General features: G+C 40.0%; 22 protein-coding genes. 6 read left to right on the forward strand and 16 right to left on the reverse strand.

The window, feature by feature from the left end; translation table 11 throughout:
- Positions 1-12: 12 nt before the first annotated feature.
- From ACXADT_RS00240 to ACXADT_RS00250, 3 genes are all read right to left on the reverse strand, one after another.
- Positions 13-456 carry a GNAT family N-acetyltransferase gene (locus ACXADT_RS00240; RefSeq protein ID WP_270182559.1) on the reverse strand — a complete coding sequence of 148 codons (444 nt, stop codon included), beginning with the start codon at positions 454-456 and terminating at the stop codon, positions 13-15.
- Between the two features lie 2 nt (positions 457-458).
- Complete coding sequence (locus ACXADT_RS00245) at positions 459-1901, reverse strand: hypothetical protein (protein WP_474832858.1); 1443 nt, start codon at positions 1899-1901, stop codon at positions 459-461.
- 121 nt (positions 1902-2022) lie between these two features.
- The gene (locus tag ACXADT_RS00250; protein WP_270182557.1) at positions 2023-2262 is read right to left on the reverse strand and encodes a hypothetical protein; all 240 of its coding nucleotides are present in this window, start codon (positions 2260-2262) and stop codon (positions 2023-2025) included.
- 137 nt (positions 2263-2399) lie between these two features.
- Between ACXADT_RS00250 and ACXADT_RS00255 the strand changes: the two genes are divergently transcribed.
- The gene (locus ACXADT_RS00255; RefSeq protein ID WP_474814089.1) at positions 2400-2756 is read left to right on the forward strand and encodes a YuzC family spore coat inner layer protein; all 357 of its coding nucleotides are present in this window, start codon (positions 2400-2402) and stop codon (positions 2754-2756) included.
- Positions 2757-2795: 39 nt separating this feature from the next.
- On the opposite strand, the gene ACXADT_RS00260 is transcribed toward ACXADT_RS00255, so the two are convergent.
- Complete coding sequence (locus tag ACXADT_RS00260) at positions 2796-3287, reverse strand: universal stress protein (protein ID WP_474832859.1); 492 nt, start codon at positions 3285-3287, stop codon at positions 2796-2798.
- A gap of 220 nt (positions 3288-3507) precedes the next feature.
- Here ACXADT_RS00260 and ACXADT_RS00265 point away from each other — a divergent pair, with 220 nt between their 5' ends.
- From ACXADT_RS00265 to ACXADT_RS00275, 3 genes are all read left to right on the forward strand, one after another.
- Positions 3508-5106 carry a GAF domain-containing sensor histidine kinase gene (locus ACXADT_RS00265; protein ID WP_474832861.1) on the forward strand — a complete coding sequence of 533 codons (1599 nt, stop codon included), beginning with the start codon at positions 3508-3510 and terminating at the stop codon, positions 5104-5106.
- Positions 5107-5118: 12 nt separating this feature from the next.
- Positions 5119-5772, forward strand: coding sequence for a response regulator (locus ACXADT_RS00270; RefSeq protein WP_474832863.1), 654 nt, complete (start codon positions 5119-5121; stop codon positions 5770-5772).
- Positions 5773-5866: 94 nt separating this feature from the next.
- Entirely contained in the window at positions 5867-6430 is a 564-nt protein-coding gene (locus ACXADT_RS00275; RefSeq protein WP_474832864.1) for an NADPH-dependent FMN reductase, read from the forward strand.
- An 18-nt stretch (positions 6431-6448) separates the two neighbouring features.
- Here ACXADT_RS00275 and ACXADT_RS00280 read toward each other — a convergent pair whose 3' ends face one another.
- The 11 genes from ACXADT_RS00280 to ACXADT_RS00330 form a co-directional block, all read right to left on the reverse strand.
- Positions 6449-7519 carry a Ger(x)C family spore germination protein gene (locus ACXADT_RS00280; protein WP_474832866.1) on the reverse strand — a complete coding sequence of 357 codons (1071 nt, stop codon included), beginning with the start codon at positions 7517-7519 and terminating at the stop codon, positions 6449-6451.
- Positions 7516-8610: a GerAB/ArcD/ProY family transporter gene (locus ACXADT_RS00285; RefSeq protein WP_270182550.1), complete on the reverse strand. Its 1095-nt coding sequence runs from the start codon at positions 8608-8610 to the stop codon at positions 7516-7518. Before ACXADT_RS00285 ends, ACXADT_RS00280 begins: the two co-directional genes overlap by 4 nt.
- A gap of 22 nt (positions 8611-8632) precedes the next feature.
- Positions 8633-10111 carry a spore germination protein gene (locus ACXADT_RS00290; protein ID WP_474832867.1) on the reverse strand — a complete coding sequence of 493 codons (1479 nt, stop codon included), beginning with the start codon at positions 10109-10111 and terminating at the stop codon, positions 8633-8635.
- A gap of 173 nt (positions 10112-10284) precedes the next feature.
- On the reverse strand, positions 10285-11724 hold the full coding sequence (locus tag ACXADT_RS00295) for an NADP-dependent isocitrate dehydrogenase (RefSeq protein WP_474832869.1): 1440 nt from the start codon (positions 11722-11724) through the stop codon (positions 10285-10287).
- Positions 11725-12043: 319 nt separating this feature from the next.
- Positions 12044-12616 carry an SCO family protein gene (locus tag ACXADT_RS00300; RefSeq protein ID WP_474814104.1) on the reverse strand — a complete coding sequence of 191 codons (573 nt, stop codon included), beginning with the start codon at positions 12614-12616 and terminating at the stop codon, positions 12044-12046.
- Positions 12617-12800: 184 nt separating this feature from the next.
- Complete coding sequence (locus tag ACXADT_RS00305) at positions 12801-13571, reverse strand: SDR family NAD(P)-dependent oxidoreductase (protein WP_474832871.1); 771 nt, start codon at positions 13569-13571, stop codon at positions 12801-12803.
- A gap of 67 nt (positions 13572-13638) precedes the next feature.
- Positions 13639-13956, reverse strand: coding sequence for an ArsR/SmtB family transcription factor (locus tag ACXADT_RS00310; protein ID WP_270182545.1), 318 nt, complete (start codon positions 13954-13956; stop codon positions 13639-13641).
- Positions 13957-14285: 329 nt separating this feature from the next.
- Entirely contained in the window at positions 14286-15209 is a 924-nt protein-coding gene (locus tag ACXADT_RS00315; protein ID WP_270182544.1) for a cation diffusion facilitator family transporter, read from the reverse strand.
- A gap of 150 nt (positions 15210-15359) precedes the next feature.
- Positions 15360-15506 carry a hypothetical protein gene (locus tag ACXADT_RS00320; RefSeq protein WP_270182543.1) on the reverse strand — a complete coding sequence of 49 codons (147 nt, stop codon included), beginning with the start codon at positions 15504-15506 and terminating at the stop codon, positions 15360-15362.
- Between the two features lie 35 nt (positions 15507-15541).
- A complete protein-coding gene (locus tag ACXADT_RS00325) occupies positions 15542-15664 on the reverse strand; it encodes a hypothetical protein (protein WP_270182542.1) in 123 nt (40 codons plus the stop codon).
- 102 nt (positions 15665-15766) lie between these two features.
- On the reverse strand, positions 15767-16093 hold the full coding sequence (locus ACXADT_RS00330; RefSeq protein ID WP_270182541.1) for an ArsR/SmtB family transcription factor: 327 nt from the start codon (positions 16091-16093) through the stop codon (positions 15767-15769).
- A gap of 255 nt (positions 16094-16348) precedes the next feature.
- On the opposite strand from ACXADT_RS00330, the gene ctaG reads away from it, so the two are divergent.
- Positions 16349-17254, forward strand: a complete 906-nt coding sequence (ctaG, locus tag ACXADT_RS00335; protein ID WP_270182540.1) for a cytochrome c oxidase assembly factor CtaG — start codon at positions 16349-16351, stop codon at positions 17252-17254.
- A 40-nt stretch (positions 17255-17294) separates the two neighbouring features.
- Here ctaG and ACXADT_RS00340 read toward each other — a convergent pair whose 3' ends face one another.
- The gene (locus tag ACXADT_RS00340; RefSeq protein ID WP_270182539.1) at positions 17295-17759 is read right to left on the reverse strand and encodes a hypothetical protein; all 465 of its coding nucleotides are present in this window, start codon (positions 17757-17759) and stop codon (positions 17295-17297) included.
- Between the two features lie 151 nt (positions 17760-17910).
- Here ACXADT_RS00340 and ACXADT_RS00345 point away from each other — a divergent pair, with 151 nt between their 5' ends.
- Positions 17911-18645 (forward strand): TraR/DksA C4-type zinc finger protein, encoded by a 735-nt coding sequence (locus ACXADT_RS00345; protein ID WP_474832873.1) that lies wholly within the window; start codon positions 17911-17913, stop codon positions 18643-18645.
- The last annotated feature ends 15 nt before the right edge of the window (positions 18646-18660 follow it).

Below are 18660 nucleotides of genomic sequence, written 5' to 3' on the forward strand. Positions count from 1 at the left end.
GAACAATATCCCTTACCGAACAGAAATCGATAACCTTATCATATCTCTGCATACGATTCCGTTCTCAATTATTTCTTCTTCATAGCGTTCAAAATAGCCATGTTGAATGTCTATGATCCTAAATCCACACTTTTGGTATAGAGCTAGCTGACCTATACTAGAGTTTCCTGTCCCAATTTCAACAGTCTCCACTCCCATTTGTTTTGCTTTAGCTAACGCATCCTTTAACAATCTCTTACCTATCCCTTTTCCTCGATATGATTCTTCTACTGCTATATTCATGATTTCTACGGAAGATCCTTTATGTAACAAAACATAAGTTCCGATGATCTTCTCACTAATTCTCGCGGTGTAACAAACCCCATGCGTGAGATATTCTTTCACCTTCTCGATTGATGGATCTGCATCGAGGAGAAGATCAAACGGATAGTCTTCCAACTCTCTATCTATTTTCATGATCAACCTCCTTTACTTGTTAACTTAAACGTTGTATTGTTCTCTTCAAGCTGTTCAACATAGGGAAAGTGACTGATCTTCAAGTTTATTTCGCTAGCATTTTCAAAATACGTTCTTTCGATCAATATATTTTGAACTTCTTTTTCAGGGGTCGGATTTAGTGAGCTACCGATAGGCTCTAAGATGTTTCCATCTTGGTCGGATATTTCAATAAGCGGGCCTTGCCTATATTGATAGACCTCAGACTCAGAATCACCTGAGATGTTATATTTTAAATTTTGCATACCTTCCGTCACGTAATTAAACCAAGTATTGAATTGTTTGTCCTCAACACCTTCTAACCCAACCAATATCCCCATCAAATCTTCATGTGGACCACCGTATGTATCATTAGTAGACAATCCTTCGAAAAAGATGTTCACGCCATTCTTAGATCCAATCTTTTTCTCGATAGATTGCGATTCTCCTTTATCCATTCTCAACCCTTGAGTGATTATTTCTTTCGGAATTGTAAACGTCATGGGCGTGCCTTCATCCATGAATTCAAGCGCAGTCACTTCAATGTCTAGTTCATTCGGGAATTCTGTAAACCCTCTCATGTTCACTTCATACTGCCCTTTTCCTAAACTCCCGACACTCACTTGGTCTTCAAAAACTCCTCCATTCGGTTTCTTAACTCGTAACGTCATACCTTGTAATGGCCGCTCAGTATCCATGTTGAATAAGAGCTTTGTATTATGAATAAATAAAGTGAGCGCTTCCCATTCGATCGTTCTTCCATCGTTCAAATTTGTTCTCTGATTAAGCTCCATCCTTTCAAGCTCATCATTTGCATTTGTAGGCAGTGAGAGACCGATCTTCATTGACTCCATTGCCTTCTTATCTTCAAATGAACCGTGAATCATGTTTGGCTGACCGATAACAATTTGATCAATTTCTTCATGTCCAGTTATGTTTTGAAGCTTTTCAAAGTTCTCTTCAGAACCTGTCATTCGTATGTTTATGCCTCTATACAATCGATAGTTATGTACATACCCTTTGGACAGCCAATTCGTCTCGAGTGTTGTGAGTTCAAAATTATAACGTTTCCCATCTGCCATTAGACCAACCTCTTCAAACATCAAATATGGCACGTCCAATTGCTTTTGATCCTCTCTGCGTAAATCGATACTATAAATAAGCTGTAGCTCACCTTGGTGTAACCATGCTTTTTCAACCTTCAAGGTGCGCTGAACCTCAATTAATAGTTTCTCATAATCTACATCTTCAAATAGTTGATAGTTTGCAGCTAGCTCAGATCCAGTTAATTGCCTCGTCAATTCAGCCATCAACATTTGTTCAGAGTCAACTTGCTCGAAATCATCACTAATCGCAAAAGTAGGCTCTTCACCATGGTTCCAATTCATATAGAGGAGAAAGCCAGTAAAAATTGCTAAGACAATCAAAAGTTTGGGTGCATTCTTCTTAAGAATGATCTTCACTCCTTTTTACAGTTATTCCAGATTTATCATACTATTCTTTCTATTGGCAGCAAAGGGCTACAAAAAAACCGTGTTCACGACACGGTTAAGATGGTTTGTATTTAGATGAAATTCCGATGCTGATCACGAGTGCTACGATTAAACTGATAAGATCTATTGGATTATACAACAGACCGAACGTTATGCTTCCTGTTATCTGCTGACCCTTGCTCCAGATCGGCAGCCATTCTGGTTGGAACGCTTTGTTCACAATAAAGCCGATGACCAAATTACATATAAAATAAAAACAAAATAAACTAATTGTGAAAATCACATATTTCTTCAAGTATCCCTACTCCTTCTAACACGTCTTCTCCAATATTGTAACCTGTCTTAATCTTTTTTCTCAACTTACCAGCAGTGACACATTCCAATTAATATCCATACCGTATAACTATGTAGAAGAAAAAAAGGAGGGGTGAAATGTACTTCCATCACAGACCACCGTATATACCACCAAACAGATATGTACCTTCAGAATATCTTCGGCCGATGCCACCTGTTCAAGTAACTCGCTTTCAAGCTTCTGCAGGTACGTGTCTTCACCTTATGGAAGAAGGTAGAAAGCTATTGAACAAAGTGCATGACGACCATCATTTTGCGCACGAGCTAAAAGATGCAGCTCAAAGTAACGACCACACCTATGTTCACTCCCTTATTAGAAGTACTGGTGTTCAGTCTGCTTTGAAAACCACCTATACACCAGATGCGATTCGAATTGATCTTCATACCGGGGACGAAAGTGATTGCAGCGAACTCTCGATCAAGCTTTGCTGGTAATGAAAAAGAGAGCCTGACTAGAGGCTCTCTCATCATGAACTATTTCACGATTAATACCTGACATGGTGATTGCTGCGTTACTTTCTGACTAACGCTTCCTAACATCCATTTTTTCACGCCACTCAAACCTCTGCTACCAATCACGATCAACTCAGCTTCCGTCATAACCGCTAGATCTACTATCTCCTTAGCAGGATCACCTGCTCTTACTTCTGTGTGGACGTTTATACCCATATGCCTTAACGTTTCTTTCACTTCTCTTAGCATGGCTTCTCCCTGACTTCGTTCGATGTTCATGCCTTCAGTATTTTCGTTCACCGGAGAAGGAACGCCAGCATGGCCCTCATTTCCAATGCTACCAGTTCCATAAGGAATTCTCGTTGCAGCCTGAGTCGAAAACTTATTCGAGTCCTTCATCACATGCACAAGCGTGAGGGAGGCATGGTTGAGCTCTGCAAGCTTTACTGCTTGATGCAATGCTTTCTCACTATCTTCAGAACGATCATAGGCAACCAGAATTCTTGAATACATACAATTCACTCTCCTTATGGATTGAAGTAGTAATGATATACCCGGTTCCTCTAGAAAATAACGCTGTGGTTGAAAGCGTATTCTTAACGATATATTTGTTACATGATCATAACGTAGAAGTAATCAAACTCTTTCCAATCTTCTCATAGCGAATTTAGAAACTGAGGTACTTATAGTATAATGAACTCTACCAATTGTACGATTTTTGGAGGGAGAGACTGTGGAAGATAAGCAACACGAACAAGAACTGTTAACGCTTAAAGCGATTGCTGAAACGTTAAACCGTTCGACTGATTTAGAGAAGATGCTTCAGTCTGTGTTAGAAGAATTGCTGAGTGTAACCGGACTAACATCTGGTTGGATGTTTCTCACTCACGATCGATCGAGCTTCACATGCGCAGCCGACTCACACTTACCTCAAGCCTTGTCCCAGAACAACAAGCAGTTGATGTGTTCTGGATCATGCTGGTGTTTGAACCGTTATTGGGACGGAAGGCTTAAAGAGGCTGTAAACATCATTGAGTGCAAGCGTCTTGAAGATGCCACTAAGTTAAAACTCGGTAATACTGAGGGACTGACGCATCATGCTACCGTACCTCTTGCTGCAGCAGGTGAAACGTTCGGGTTACTTAACGTCGGGTCTCCTGGAAAAGAACAGTTTTCAGATGAAGAATTAACGTTATTAGAATCTGTTGCATTTCAAATTGGTACCGCTATTAAACGAACGCTACTGTTTGAAAGTGAACAAAAGCGTGGCGAGAATTTCTCTAAACTCGAAACGATTACGAGAGAACTTTGGAAACAAGAACGAATCGATCATATCATCGACATCGTAATAAATCGTACAGGCAAATGCTATGGATGGCCATTTGTTGGCTTTTTTGTAAAAGAGGGAAACGATTTTCTGTTATCTAAACATCATATAGATGGGGAAAAATCACTTTCGAAAGAATGTTACGCTAAAGAAGAACTTCCTATGATCGATCAAGCTTTTGATGAACAGCAAACTGTGGAGACAACTAGTGAGTTTTCACTATATCCAGAGGCAGCTTCAACGCTCTCACTACCAGTTTCAGTAAAAGATGAGCATATCGGCGTTCTTTTAGTAGCAAATGAAAAAGACAACGCTTTTGAAAGTAGTGAAAAGGATGTTACGAAAGCAATCGCAGATCATATGGCTCTAGCGGTTGAACATGTAAAACTAAATTACAAGAAACAAGAGCTGCTTCTCGCTGAAGAACGGAACAGGTTAGCGAGGGATCTTCATGATTCTGTTAGTCAGAAGCTCTTCTCCTTGTCGATGACGGCTAGAGGGGCGCGCAGCTCACAAGAAGAAGAAAACCCTGTTCTAACAGATGCGCTATCAGATATTCAGCAGATGGCTCAGGACGCGATGCGTGAAATGAGAACCCTGATCTGGCAGCTTAGACCTGCTGGAATGGAGGCCGGTCTTATGACTTCATTAAATTCCTATGCGACAGGTCTTAACTTAGAGCCTCACTCTCAGACAGAAGGCATTAAAGAGTTACCGAGGTTTATTGAAGAGGCTTTGTGGAGGGTCGGTCAAGAAGCATTAAACAATGTACACAATCACGCAAACGTGAAAGATGTTCGAATTAGTTTGGAGATACAAGAAAAGCAAGTAGCGCTTACGATTCAAGATTCAGGAAAAGGATTTGACCCAACCACACATACGTCACTCACGTTAGGGATTCAGGGAATGAAAGAACGAACGGAGCTGCTAGGCGGTTCCTTAGAAATCAATAGTATTCCAACTCAAGGCACTACGGTTAAAGCCGTTCTGCCGCTAATGAAGTAGAAAGGGATCGATATGAAAATAAAACTTCTCCTTGCAGATGATCATTTAATGGTACGAAAAGGATTGAGACTCTTCTTACAAACGCAGACAGACATCGAAATCGTAGGCGAAGCGGCAACAGGAAAGGAAGCAGTAGACTTAGCTGAAGAACTTCATCCAGATGTTATTTTGATGGACCTTATCATGCCTGAGATGGATGGCATTCAAGCCACTAAAAGCATAAAAAAACAATTACCGAAAACCAAAATCATCATTCTCACGAGTTTCTCTGATCAAGAACACGTTTTACCGGCTATTCGAGCAGGTGCAGAAGGATATCAACTAAAGGATATCGACCCTGACGAACTGATCTTTACAATCCGTTCTGCTTATAAAGGATACCGTCACCTCCATCCTCAAGCAACGAATCAAATACTTTCACACATGAATGAGACTTCAGAAGCAGAAGGTGAGCCATCACTCGAAATGCTTACACCGAGGGAGAAAGACGTATTACGAGAAATCACAACAGGGAAAAGCAATAAAGAGATCGCGGCAACGCTATATATTACCGAAAAGACAGTCAAAACGCATGTCAGCAGCATCCTCTCCAAACTAGGACTACACGATCGAACGCAAGCTGCATTACTAGCTATCCGAAAAAACTGGTTTGACGCATACGACTAAAGTCTGAGAATGGTATCGGTCATTCTGTGGATTACGACTTTTCACTATTCTGATAATCTAAAAGTATAGAAAAAATAATGAAAGGGGAATACGCATGAATATTCTTGTAATCAACGGCAGCCCACGTGAACAATCAATGACACGCAACTTATCGAACACAATTATTGACGAACTAGATGAAAAAGGGATCAACGTCCTCTCCTTTGATGTGAATTTTCATCAACTACCGCTTTTCAAAGGCGAGCAAGCAGACTTAGAGCATCCAGAGGTACGGCGCCTCTTAGAATATGCGACGAAAGCTGATTCTTTCTTTCTTTGCTCACCTGAGTACCATAACGGCATGAGCGGCGCCCTAAAAAACGCGCTTGATTTTCTTGGTGGGAGTCATTTCAAACATAAGCCTACAGCCCTCGCTTCCGTAGGTGGCGGTGGTAAAGGCGGCATCAATGCTCTTAACAACATGAGGGCAGTGATGCGCGGCTTATACGCACTCGTGCTGCCTGACCAGTTTTGCGCCGATCCGACTTGCTTTGATGAGAAAGGATACATGGCAGACGAACAAGCGAAAGAACGATTATTAGTCGTAGTTAACGAACTGATTACGCTCACTAAACAAGTGGGCCATCCAACCGAAACACATCAAAACGCATCCAACTGATCTTGGATGCGTTTTTCCTTATTCGATTACTCCTGACTCTGTTATCACGACCTGCATATTAAATTTAATATCAACTTCTTGATAACGGTCCTTCCACTGATCGTAATCAAACTTTCCTCTCGTTACACTGCGTACAGCGTTTCCAAGACCCAGCGGATCGATGCCCTCCTCCTGGAATTTCTTAATCATCTCTCTTCCTTTCGCTTCAACCTCTGCCTCCATATCCTTTTCTATCTTATCTATCACTTTGGCACTTAATTCCTCTCCTGTGTACTCTTTTATTACACCCAACACTTTACCTTTTATCGTAATCTCGTTCTTCTTTAACATTTTTAAGTCGATGTTTCTTTTTGAAGCAATATTGTATATTGATGCATGATCACCATTACCTAGGTCGGTTGTAAACGAATCGTTGCTGCTGAAATTTTCATAAAGGATTTTGAATGTAAAGAGATCGTCAGCAGGCAATTCAGCTACCATTTTATCTTCCTTTAGTAAAGCTAGCCCCGCGATCTTCACTTTTCCTTCCTCTAACGTGATGAGTGGAAGAAATGGATCATTTCCTTCTGAAAAGTAATAGTAGAAAAAATTATGCAAATTGGTTTTCGGAAGCATCCCGTAATTACTGTTGTGGTCTAGAATACTATGGATAAAATGCCCCGTATCTGCATTCCCAAAGTTCGTACTTAACATTTTTTCGATGTCGGTATCTGAAATCGCTAGAAACGCACGTGACCCAATAAAAGGATCTCTTTGAAGGGTATCTGTGAGTTCCATGATTCCATCTTCTTCAGCAATCTCTCTGCTATAAATCGCGAGCTGTAATTTCCCACTTACGAAAGGCTTTGGAGATTCCGAATTGTATTGACTTCTTATTTCCTTACTAATTTCAGCTTCCTCAATATAAACACTGTTTTGAATCGTTCCATCTGCCTGAAATTGCGGAGCAACTGCGATTCCTTTAATTTTTCCATCCTCTCCTTTTTCATATCCAATAACGGTTACCATCTGAATGTCGTCCACAACTGAATTTTCTACACAGCCACTAAGTAAAAGAATGCTTATGCATAATAGTACTGGTAATTTCATTGTAGCTTCCTCACTTTGTATACGATGAATTGTAAAAGAAAAAGAAGAGGTATATAGATATAAGTCATATAAAACCCAACCTCACTTATACTGCTATTCAACAAATCGATGTTTCCTCTTTCCGTAAGCATGCCATTCACAATCAATACTAAAATCAGGATTGGAATTGTCGCCTTTCTTTGCTTCACTTTGATGAGCCTTCTGATTCCTCTCCCTGCAACCCAGACTGTGATACACATATTCGGAAGAATAACGAGTGCCCAAGTTGCAATACCAATGTACTCAAAGCGTTCTACAAACGGCATCTCAGCAATTTTCCACGTAGTTAACGTTGCCCATATTGTTTTTTCTAACTGACGCTCACTAAAAAAAGCGATTGTAGCGACCATGACGACCACATACATAAAAACCGTTAAGAGATGTCCGCCTTGAGCCCAGCGATGCGATTTGGCAGGGTCTTTGATGAACGGAAAATAAATAAGAAGTGTCGAGAAGCCCAAGTATGGAAGTGAAGCACCTTTTGCACCCGCATAGAGTTCTGAAATCGAATGATTAAGTACCGGTAGAAGGTCTCTAAAATGACCGTGATACAACGGAAACGCCATCGTTAGAAGAAGATAGAACGGTAACACGACTCCAAAGAATGAAATACCCGTAACGACCTTAAAACCGCCAGAAAGGCAGTAGTAGACGAGGAGTAAAAAAACACATCCAAATATCCATTTATTAAGATCTGGAAACATCCAAACTTGCACCACTTCTATGTATGTTCTTAAAACGGTAATGCTCATCGCGATAAAATAAATAATAAGGATCCAGCTCAGAAAACCTCCCAACCATTTTCCAAAAAGGTTTTTATGCACTGAAATGATATCACCATTTTCTTTTAACAATATTTTGTACATGAGAAAGATGATCAGGTGAAGGCTTAATCCTGCCGCCAGAACTGATATCCACGCATCGTTCCCTGCTTCTTTTGTAACGATGCGCTGAAATCCCATAACCCCAACGCCTACTTGCATCGTATGAACTAAATAAAACACAAGGAAAGGTGAAATTTTATGTTGTTCTTTAACTTCCGCATCTCGCATATAAAATCTCTCCTTTCACCTGCTATTCATGAAATTCGTTCTTATCTTTTTCAAACCTCACCGTCGATTCAGTTTGTAGTTGAATCGGTCTTTTCGTTTGAAATTTATTAGGTAACCTGATCAAAGCATCCTTTAAATCTTTTACACGAAGTGGATAAATCGGTTCAAGAAACGGCTTGCCTAAGGACTTTAATCGGAGTAGATGAATGAGTAAGAAACAGAAGCATAGGACCACTCCTAGTAATCCCCATAGATGAGCAAAGAGTAAGAATGGAAAACGTATGAGTCGTATCGTATTACCCATGCGATAAACAGGTGTTGTAAAAGATGCAAGAGCAGCTAACGCCACGATAATCAATAAAACATTGCTCGTTAAACCCGCTTCAACTGAAGCAGTTCCGATTACAATACCACCAACGATACCGATCGTCTGACCAACCTTAGTAGGTAGCCTTGCCCCCGCCTCTCTTAATAGCTCGATCGATAGTTCTAAGAATATTGCCTCTAGAATAGGAGGAAGTGGTATTTGCTGCCTTGAGCTTACGAGCGTACTGAGTAAGTCGCTCGGGATAAGCTCGTAGTGATACGTCAATGTTGCTACATAGAGCGGTGTTACGAGAATCGAGAACAGCACTGCAAATATTCGAATCAGTCGTGCCGTAGATGCGATTATCCAATTCACGAAATAATCTTCGAACGCTGAGAAAAACTCAATGAACGTAGTTGGTCCAAGAAGTGCTTGAGGAGAGCCTTCTGATAAGATGACGATCTTTCCTTCACAAAGCACGGATGCTGCTCGGTCCGGTCTTTCTGTATCAACAAGTTGAGGAAAAGGAGAGTTCTTATTATCCGTAATAAGCTGCATGATGACGGAATTATCTACGACTTGATCAACATGAATGCCCTTAAGACGATCTTTGACTATCTGTATATTTTCTTGATTCGTAATGCCATCTAAATAAAGGACAGCTACTTTTGTATGTGTAAGTTTTCCAATTGTTATTTCATAGGCTTTCAGCTCATGTACAGGCAGTCTTTTCCGTATCAAGTGAATATTCTTATCAAGCGATTCCACAAATGATTCCTTTGATCCTACTACTGTGAACTCTACTTCAGGTTGTGACACTTTTCTTGAAATATCGGTAGGGGAAGGAATTAAAGCACATTCGTTTGAATTTTCGTTGAAACGAAGGATAAGATACCCAATCATGACTTTCTCACAAATGTCCGAAAGATCATCTGTTAGAATGATTCCTGGAATTGGAACAGTATCTTTGACTTCTTTAAGAGATGAAACCTTATTCTTCACCATTGGCGCTAAGATTTTTTCGCTAAGTTCTTGCTCATTAACTAACGTCTTAAAGTAATAGATAAAATATGGCATACCGGTCTGTTCACTTTTAAAATGGAGAAAGTCCCCGGATGTTTTCAAGTTAGCAATGAGTTGGGGTAAGTTCTTTATCTGATCAGGTTTTTGTCGTTTTCTTAGCCATTGAAACACTCAGATCACCCCTCTTTCCTCCATTACTATCTGTACGTTAGTGTTCTCATGATTCATTTGATTATCCAAACATGCACACAAAAAAGAAGCGCTATAATGCGCTTAAAGTTAGCCTTATATTCACCTATTAAAAGAAGCCTGCCGAGATTTTCTCGACAGGCTTTCATACCCATTTATTGACCTTGTGCTAATGAATAAGCAATTTTCCCATTAAAACGGTAGAGGTTTTCAATCTTGATCCAATCAAGCTCTTCGTCTTCGATGCGTGAAAGCAGTTCACGTATTTCTGCCTGCTCGACTTGCTTTCCTTCTGCCTTTTGGAAACGGCAACGCCAGTGGTCAGATAGGAACGTTTCTGAGAAACCATTTGGGTAAACTTTCACTCCGCGGTTTGTCATCATGACGAACTCAAAGGATTCTCCAGCCGCTCTTTCAAGCTTTTCGCCGATTTCATCTACAGTAAGTGTGTTGTTGAATAAGAAGACATCTGTACCATCTAATTCTCTCTCAACTTCGTGTTTTGGACGGTCAAAATCTTTTTCTTTTTGAATTGTTTTCTTGTTATACGAAACGGGTTCGAGCGTTGATGGAGACTGACCAAGACGTTCAACGACAGCCGCTGCAAATTCTTTCGTTCCTACAGCTGCTTTCCCTCTTGCCATGTCGCCTGTTAAAACTCCGTCTTCAATCGTCTTCAACCATGCATTATGAATCTTTTCAGCCGCTTCAGGCTGTCCGATATGAACGAGCATCATGATTGCTCCGTGTAAAAGGCCAGACGGATTTGCAATTTCTTTGCCCGCGATATCCGGTGCACTTCCATGGATTGCTTCAAACATAGCGATCTCGTCACCGATATTAGCAGAGCCCGCTAAACCAACACTACCAGCAATTTGAGCAGCGATATCGGAAGCAATATCTCCGTAAAGGTTTGGTGTTACGATTACATCAAACTCTTCAGGTGTATCTGCAATACGCGCCATTCCAATATCTACGATGTAATGACTAGATTCGATATCAGGATATTCCGCTGCGATTTCTTTAAAGACTTGATGAAATAAACCGTCACTTAATTTCATGATGTTATCTTTCACTAAGCAAGTGACCTTTTTTCGATTGTTTTGACGAGCATACTCAAACGCATAACGAACGATACGCTCAGAACCTGGACGAGAAATCAACTTTAGACTTTGAACAACATCAGGAGTTTGTTGATGTTCGATTCCTGCGTATAGATCCTCTTCATTTTCACGTACAATTACTAAGTCCATGTCTGGATGTTTGTTTTCAATAACTGGACTATACGAAACGCATGGGCGAACGTTTGCATACAACCCCATAGCAGTTCGAATCGTAACGTTTAAGCTTTTATAGCCCCCACCTTGAGGTGTTGTGATCGGTGCTTTTAGAAATACTTTCGTACGACGTAATGAGTCCCATGCTTCTTGTGGGATTCCTGTGGAGTTGCCTGTAAGATAAACTTTCTCACCTACATCAATATACTCTGGTTCTATTTCTGCCCCAGCTTGTTCTAAAATGTGCATCGTTGCTTCCATAATTTCAGGACCTATTCCGTCCCCTGTCGCAACTGTAATCGGACGCTTTTCTGCCATGGTTCTCTCCCCTTCTCTCTGGTCAGTCTCACATATTCTATGATAAACCATCATGTTATCGCTTTCCTTCGTTATTATAGAAATCCTGTTGTTTTTTGTCAATTTAGCACGATGTAGCGCTAAATCAAAAAAGAACCTCATTGATGAGGTTCAGTTGATAAATCTTGAATATTGTGGTCCCCATACCGTAAGAGTTCGAATACAACTTGCTTTCCTGCGGACGAACGCCCGAGCCTCCCAAACGTTTTGCTTTAGGACGCTATTAAATTAATTTTGCAAAGCAGACGGAATCAGATTTTCAATCGTGAGGTTCTTCCTATTATTGCAGTGCCTTCACATCGTCTACGATTTCATCATATTTGACGTTCGAAACACCTTCGTATTTCATAACTACGATGCCCTCTTTATTCACGAGATAGAAAGATGTTCCGTGAGTGAATTGATCAGATTTCGGGTCAGGTAGTGCTAGTGTTTGAAAGCTATTCTTCGCGAACTCCTGGATTTCATCTCCATCATAACCTGTTAGGAAATGCCAGTTAGATAAATCTGCATCAAACTTTTGAGAAAATGTTTCTAGCTGTTCAGGTGTATCACGTTCTGGATCTACACTAAACGATACGATTTCAGCATCGATATCTTGCTCTGCTAGTTTGTCCTGTATTTTAGACATGTTGGATGTCATAGGAGGACATACCGTATCGCAATTCGTAAAGATGAAGTTCGCAAGCCAAACGTCACCTTCTAAATCCTTAAGACCAAATTCGCTGTTTGTGTGATCCGTATATGTAAACTCTTCAACTTCCCAATCAAGATCATCGGGTACATCTTGTCCGCATGCTGCTAATAGCAAGATACTGATAAGACCGATCATCAATGTTAATTTTCTTTGCATTACTTTCTTCCCTCCAAACGTAATCGTTCTCTTACTACCATATATGATATATAATCGACTTGCCATACGTTTTATTCGTTAATTTTGAGCATTTCTTGAAATAGCAAGAGCCTGAATTAAATTCAGGCTGCTTGAGAAATACTTATCATTCTTATTAGTTCATAAGGTATGAGCAAAATCACCCTCATTTTTCTTTTTGAACATTCCTAACGATCCTTGTCGCTAATTTTCGAGGCATGAATCGCACGGATTTTGCCATCAAGCGATTTTGTCGACCAGGTATGATCACACTTCTGTTGCTCATAAACCCTTTATACCCTATTTTAGCAACAGACTCTGCATCCATCGTACCCATATCGAAAAGTTTTGATTTACCTAAGTCCGCTCGGTCGGCAAAATCTGTTTTTGTAGGACCAGGACATAGTGTCGATACTGTTACACCAGAACCGTTTAACTCGTTTTCTATCGCTTCAGAAAACGAAAGAACATAAGCTTTGGAAGCATAGTAAACGGCCATCAGTGGACCTGGTTGAAATGCAGCCGTTGAAGCGATGTTTAAGATTTTTCCGTGACCTCTATCTTTCATTCCGCGTAAAAATAGCTTCGTTAAATGTGTGAGGGAATTGATGTTCAAGTATAACATGTCCATCTCTTGCTGGAGGTCGTTTTCTATAAATCGACCAAACATGCCAACACCAGCGTTATTAACGAGAATGTCAACTTTCTTCCCCATTCTTTGTACTTCAGCATAAACTTCATCCGGTGCCCCGGGCTTCGAAAGATCGCTTACGATGACGTCTACCTGAATACCATGCTTCCTTAATTCGTTTGCATTTTCCTCTAATTTCTTTTTGTTTCGTGCGACTAGAATCAGGTCGACGTTATCTTTCGCCATTAGTTTGGCTAATTCATATCCTAAACCACCAGATGCTCCAGTTATCAGTGCAGTTTTCATATATATTACCTCCATTACTTCTATTAGTTTAAACTTTTAAACATTAAATGTGTTAAAAAGTAGAAGACTAAAAGCATGCATCTTCCACTTTTGCTAACAAGTGTTTTAATGTTGTTACGCTATCTTCTAACTGTAGTGAATAAAAACGTGTCGTACCTTGCTTAGAAGCAGATACAAGGCCTACTTCACGCAGGATCTTCAAATGGTGAGAGATCGCTGGTCTTGATAAAGTTGATTTCTCCGTAATTTCATTGACGCTCAATTTGTCATGTTCACTTAAGAGCATGATAATATCCTGTCTATATGGATCACCTAACGCTTGAAAAATTGGTGTGCTTTTTCTAAAAAGATCAATTACCTCGTGATGCTCTTGTTCGTTATTCATAGAAACCCACATCCGTTCAAAAGTTTAAACATATAATCTAATATGATAATAAGGAAAAAAGAGCTGGTTGTCAACCCAACTTGTCGAGGAACCCATTTCATTATTCGGTGCTCCCGATACCGTAGTCGATGACGACCGCAGGAGTCCGCGATCGTCTCTCCTACTTGATGAGAATTTATCCAAAACGAACGTTCCGTCCAATGGTTTAACAGGCAGATATTTCAATATCCATCAACATTAATTAGAATGGAAATTATCATCTACTTTCATCTACCTTCGAGACTTTCTCTACACTCTGTGGTTGTCAACCTCTCTAAGCCTATGTACAACTACCGATCGTCCACAGACGACTCAGCCATCAGACAACGTTCATCTTGGTAATCGACTTGGATCGTTAAATGTTCCAGATGCAGCTCTTCAACAAACTCTTGAATTCGTTCTTTAATGTGGATGATTTCAGCTTTGTCTAGAGACTCTTCCACAACGATATGAGTACTAAGAACATGCTGTTCGCCATCGAGAGACCATAGATGCGTATGGTGGGTCGAAATAATGCCTGGTAGAGCTACAATCTTACTCTTTATCTCTTTAAGATCGACACCTTCAGGTACAGCATCTAAAAAGATCATAAGTGTTTTCTTGAGGTTCTTAATCACATTCACCAACACATAGAGCGTAATCATAACCGAAAGAATCGGGTCGAGAATCGGGATGTTTTTAAACATCAGAACGATACTCACGATCAATACAGCTACCCAGCCTAGTACGTCTTCAAGTAAGTGCCACGTTACCACTTTTTCATTCATGGATTTACCACTACGGAGTTTAAAAACAGCTGCACCGTTCACGAGAACGCCTAGAATTGCTAATACCATCATTCCACTCGCTTGAACAGGCTCTGGATTTAAGAGACGAGGGACGGCCTGTGTCAAAATAAAAAGGGAGCCGCCAATTAAAATGATGCTGTTGATTAAAGCTCCAAGTAACGAAAATCTTCTATACCCAAAGCTAAACGTGGCGTTACTTCCTTTACGGTTTGATTTCTTTTGGAGATACCACGATATTCCTAATGATAATGAATCTCCTAAGTCATGCAGAGCATCAGATAGGATCGCCATACTGTTCGTTAAGAGGCCGCCTATGATTTCTATGATAGTAAAACTGAAGTTTAGGAAAAATGCCGTTTTAATATTTTTTACTGAGCTGTGATTATGGTGTCCCATCTTATCCCTCTCTTCGCTCGAATTCGCCATTATTATGTATTCCTTACTTCATGCTGTTTATAACAAAAAAAGACCTTTCTCCTCGGAAAAGTCTTTTATACATTACCAAATGCCCAGACCCAGTAGGCGACTCCCCATACTGCGCTGATAATAAGTAATATAATAAGCAGTCTTATATTTTTACTCCTCATGTTCAGGCATCTCCTTTTGATTCTCTTCCTTTCTTTCTTTTCGTTTTAGCATATAAAGAAAGAAACCAAACAGTCCGAAGACAACAAAGAAGATAACCGTCGACATGACGACTAAGATTGATCCTATATCCGTCATCTCGTCCACCTTCCTATAAAAACACTGTTAATTCCTTAGCCACTATAAGATAGATAGATCGATAATGCACCGATCACAACCATCGTAATAAAAGGCAGAATAAAAGCTAAGAAAATAACAGCAGATTCAGTTTTATGCTGCTTAATTTTTGCTAACATGCTTATTCCCCTCTCGTTCGTTCTATCCACATTATAACTTCGCTTACATTCATTCAACACCTAATTTTATGAACGTTTCCAAACTTTTTTCAATCATTCCTACTAATCATGACAAGCATGATTAATCGCCTGACTCAAAAGCGCCATCACGTGTGTATCATCTGGGGAATAATAAATGCTTGTTCCTGCTCGTCGAAATTTAACCAGCCTTAAATTTTTCAAGAAACGCAATTGATGTGAAACGGTGGATTGAGACAATTGAAGCCCTTCCGCTATTTCACTAACAGAGCATTCATGATCTGCTAGAAGATTTAAGATGCGTATTCTTGTAGGATCACCTAGTGCTTTAAACGTTTGCGACACGATAAATAACGTTTCTTCATCAAGATCCACGTTCTCAAGGATAGCGTCTCTTTCTTGATTATCCATACTTTTTCCTCCGTTTTATATGAATGTGCGTTCATATATGGTCCTGTTGCCATTCTATGTGAAGGTTTGCTCTACTGTCAACTAGAGGTCAGAATGTCACGGTTCCTTCACACATTCCTATTAGGTATTGTTGTATTTCCTTTGATTCCTTTTTACAATAATGGTAGAGGTTAATGAGATTTTGTATTGATGTGGTATGATGGGTATGTTGATTTGCTATGACTGGCTTATGAAATATAGATGGAGGTGTTCCTGATGTGGGAACAATTATCAAGCACGTTTTCCTTTAGTGCGTTGTGGAGCCCTGGGTTAATGGTCGCTGCCATTTTCGTAGGAGTACTCTATTTACTTCTAACTGGACCATGGAAAAATTCTTTTAAAGATTCAGCTCCTTTTCCGTTGTATAAAAAGCTGTTCTTTCTTTTAGGCGTATTTATTCTCTATATTGGATTCGGTGGACCTTTATCACTTATGGGGCATTTACTTTTAAGTATCCATATGACCGAGATGGCACTCGTTTATTTAATCGCACCGCCATTGATGATCATCGGTACGCCAGCGTGGATGTTAAGACCGCTTCTCAATATCAAGGTCGTCCATAAAATTGTGAAGTTCTTTACGTTTCCAATCATTTCATTGCTCTTATTTAACGGGCTGTTTTCCTTTTATCATATCCCTGAGATCTTTGACTACTTAATGGTTAACTATACAGCTCAGGATATTTACAAGGTCGCACTGATTCTATCCGCTTTTGCAATGTGGTGGCCACTTGTATGTCCTGTCCCTGAATATGATACCTTATCAGGAGTGAAAAAGCTTGGATATATCTTCGCAGATGGTGTTCTATTAACACCTGCGTGTGCATTGATCATCTTCGCTTCAACTCCTTTATATGCTACTTATACTGATCCAACTGTATGGGCGACGGCAATGGGTTACTGTGTTCCTGGGGGCACTACTGTACCTCCTGAACTTTTTGCTCAATTTAAACCACTCGGAATCTTAGAAGACCAGCAATTAGGTGGAATCATCATGAAAATTATTCAAGAAATCTCATATGGTTCTGCACTAGGCTACATCTTCTTCCAATGGGCACGAAGAGAACGAGAAAAAGATGCAGAAGAACTACAATCCGCAGATTTTCGAATGAGTGAAATTTAACTAAAACAGGCAGTGAGGAAAAATTCTCACTGCCTGTTTTTTAATTCGGTAATCTTCTTAATAAGAACTTTCGACACACAAGTCCTATTCCAACACCTATCACAATTCCGAGTATCGGAGTGAATGTGGGTGGAATCGGTATAACATTCGAGTAAATGACTCCGATCGTTGAAAAATATGCCCCTGAAACAAACGGAATACTTACGTATGTAGGAATACGCATGCTAAGACGCTGATATGCCATCACATAGCTTTCAAAAATCGCAAACAAGTAGATACATGGATAAAACATCGCCCATTGATAGTTCGTTACATCGACTGCAAGGCTTGACTTGCCTTGAAAGCTATACAGAATGTTCAAGTTAAGGTTCGAGTTTACATTGATTAAAAATTCGAGAAGGATAAAAAATCCGCCGCGAATATAAGCACGATTTAAAATTTGTCCAAACCCTGGAAACGCGATACTCCAAAGTAAAACCTCAATAGGATAAAACTTCCTTTTCATCTGATCACCAGTTTCTCCACAGCTTTGTCACCTCCCTATTTTTTTCCAAATAACTGGGATTCATTCTTTATTCATGGAATTATTTTCAGAAGTAGCATGTGAAGCTTTGCTACATACTACAACTATCCATAAAAATAAGGAGGCTGTATTTATGCTGACAACCAATCAGCTTCGTTCATTTAAAGAAATGATAAAGAATCGATTAGCAGAAATTGAAGAACAAGAAAGAACTGAACAAGACGATTTTGGTCTATCGCAGGCCTTTGTTCAAGAATCCACCGGTGAACTATCAAATTACGATAACCACCCTGGTGATACTGGAACTGAGTTATTCGAACGTGAAAAAGATTTGTCTTTAGATGAACACTTAAAACAAGAAAAAGCAGAGCTAAACCTTGCCTTACAAAGAATCAACCAAGGTAAATATGGTGTTTGTCAGGAATGTGGAAAAGAAATTGCTACTGAACGGCTACTCGCCATGCCAACAGCAACAACTTGCGTCGACCATTCTCCATCTGATCAAACTTCCCACAATAGACCTGCAGAAGAGTCTGCAAATCCGTTTGGAAGATACGATAACGATAACCGTGATGCGAATTTCTTTGACTCTGAAGATTCCTGGCAACGTGCAGCGAGTTATGGAACATCAGATACCCCTTCAGATTTCATCGATCCAAAAAAAGACTACGACAATATGTATGTCGAAGCAGACGAACCATATGGGTATGTTGAAGAGATCGAGACGTTTCTTACATCTGATATCGATGGGAAACCGACTGGTGTTATGCCGAATGAATCTCATGAACGATACGAAGAGACGATCGATGAATATGAACAAAATATGTTTGATGGAACAGTTGAGGATACGGATTACACGGGCTATTAAAAAAACGCAGATCCA

It is taken from the genome of Anaerobacillus sp. ABR4_321 (genome assembly GCF_056158505.1).

What these genes read in the sequence shown, in the direction of transcription:
- ACXADT_RS00260 (WP_474832859.1), bottom strand. Translation starts at nt 3,287, where the DNA reads ATGTATTCAAGAATTCTGGTTGCCTATGATCGTTCTGAAGATAGTGAG.
- ACXADT_RS00315 (WP_270182544.1), bottom strand. Translation starts at nt 15,209, where the DNA reads ATGGCGAATTCGAGCGAAGAGAGGGATAAGATGGGACACCATAATCAC.
- ACXADT_RS00240 (WP_270182559.1), bottom strand. Translation starts at nt 456, where the DNA reads ATGAAAATAGATAGAGAGTTGGAAGACTATCCGTTTGATCTTCTCCTC.
- ACXADT_RS00320 (WP_270182543.1), bottom strand. Translation starts at nt 15,506, where the DNA reads ATGACGGATATAGGATCAATCTTAGTCGTCATGTCGACGGTTATCTTC.
- ACXADT_RS00345 (WP_474832873.1), top strand. Translation starts at nt 17,911, where the DNA reads ATGCTGACAACCAATCAGCTTCGTTCATTTAAAGAAATGATAAAGAAT.
- ACXADT_RS00325 (WP_270182542.1), bottom strand. Translation starts at nt 15,664, where the DNA reads ATGTTAGCAAAAATTAAGCAGCATAAAACTGAATCTGCTGTTATTTTC.
- ACXADT_RS00330 (WP_270182541.1), bottom strand. Translation starts at nt 16,093, where the DNA reads ATGGATAATCAAGAAAGAGACGCTATCCTTGAGAACGTGGATCTTGAT.
- ACXADT_RS00340 (WP_270182539.1), bottom strand. Translation starts at nt 17,759, where the DNA reads ATGAAAAGGAAGTTTTATCCTATTGAGGTTTTACTTTGGAGTATCGCG.
- ctaG (WP_270182540.1), top strand. Translation starts at nt 16,349, where the DNA reads ATGTGGGAACAATTATCAAGCACGTTTTCCTTTAGTGCGTTGTGGAGC.
- ACXADT_RS00280 (WP_474832866.1), bottom strand. Translation starts at nt 7,519, where the DNA reads ATGAAATTACCAGTACTATTATGCATAAGCATTCTTTTACTTAGTGGC.
- ACXADT_RS00285 (WP_270182550.1), bottom strand. Translation starts at nt 8,610, where the DNA reads ATGCGAGATGCGGAAGTTAAAGAACAACATAAAATTTCACCTTTCCTT.
- ACXADT_RS00275 (WP_474832864.1), top strand. Translation starts at nt 5,867, where the DNA reads ATGAATATTCTTGTAATCAACGGCAGCCCACGTGAACAATCAATGACA.
- ACXADT_RS00270 (WP_474832863.1), top strand. Translation starts at nt 5,119, where the DNA reads ATGAAAATAAAACTTCTCCTTGCAGATGATCATTTAATGGTACGAAAA.
- ACXADT_RS00295 (WP_474832869.1), bottom strand. Translation starts at nt 11,724, where the DNA reads ATGGCAGAAAAGCGTCCGATTACAGTTGCGACAGGGGACGGAATAGGT.
- ACXADT_RS00305 (WP_474832871.1), bottom strand. Translation starts at nt 13,571, where the DNA reads ATGAAAACTGCACTGATAACTGGAGCATCTGGTGGTTTAGGATATGAA.
- ACXADT_RS00255 (WP_474814089.1), top strand. Translation starts at nt 2,400, where the DNA reads ATGTACTTCCATCACAGACCACCGTATATACCACCAAACAGATATGTA.
- ACXADT_RS00300 (WP_474814104.1), bottom strand. Translation starts at nt 12,616, where the DNA reads ATGCAAAGAAAATTAACATTGATGATCGGTCTTATCAGTATCTTGCTA.
- ACXADT_RS00310 (WP_270182545.1), bottom strand. Translation starts at nt 13,956, where the DNA reads ATGAATAACGAACAAGAGCATCACGAGGTAATTGATCTTTTTAGAAAA.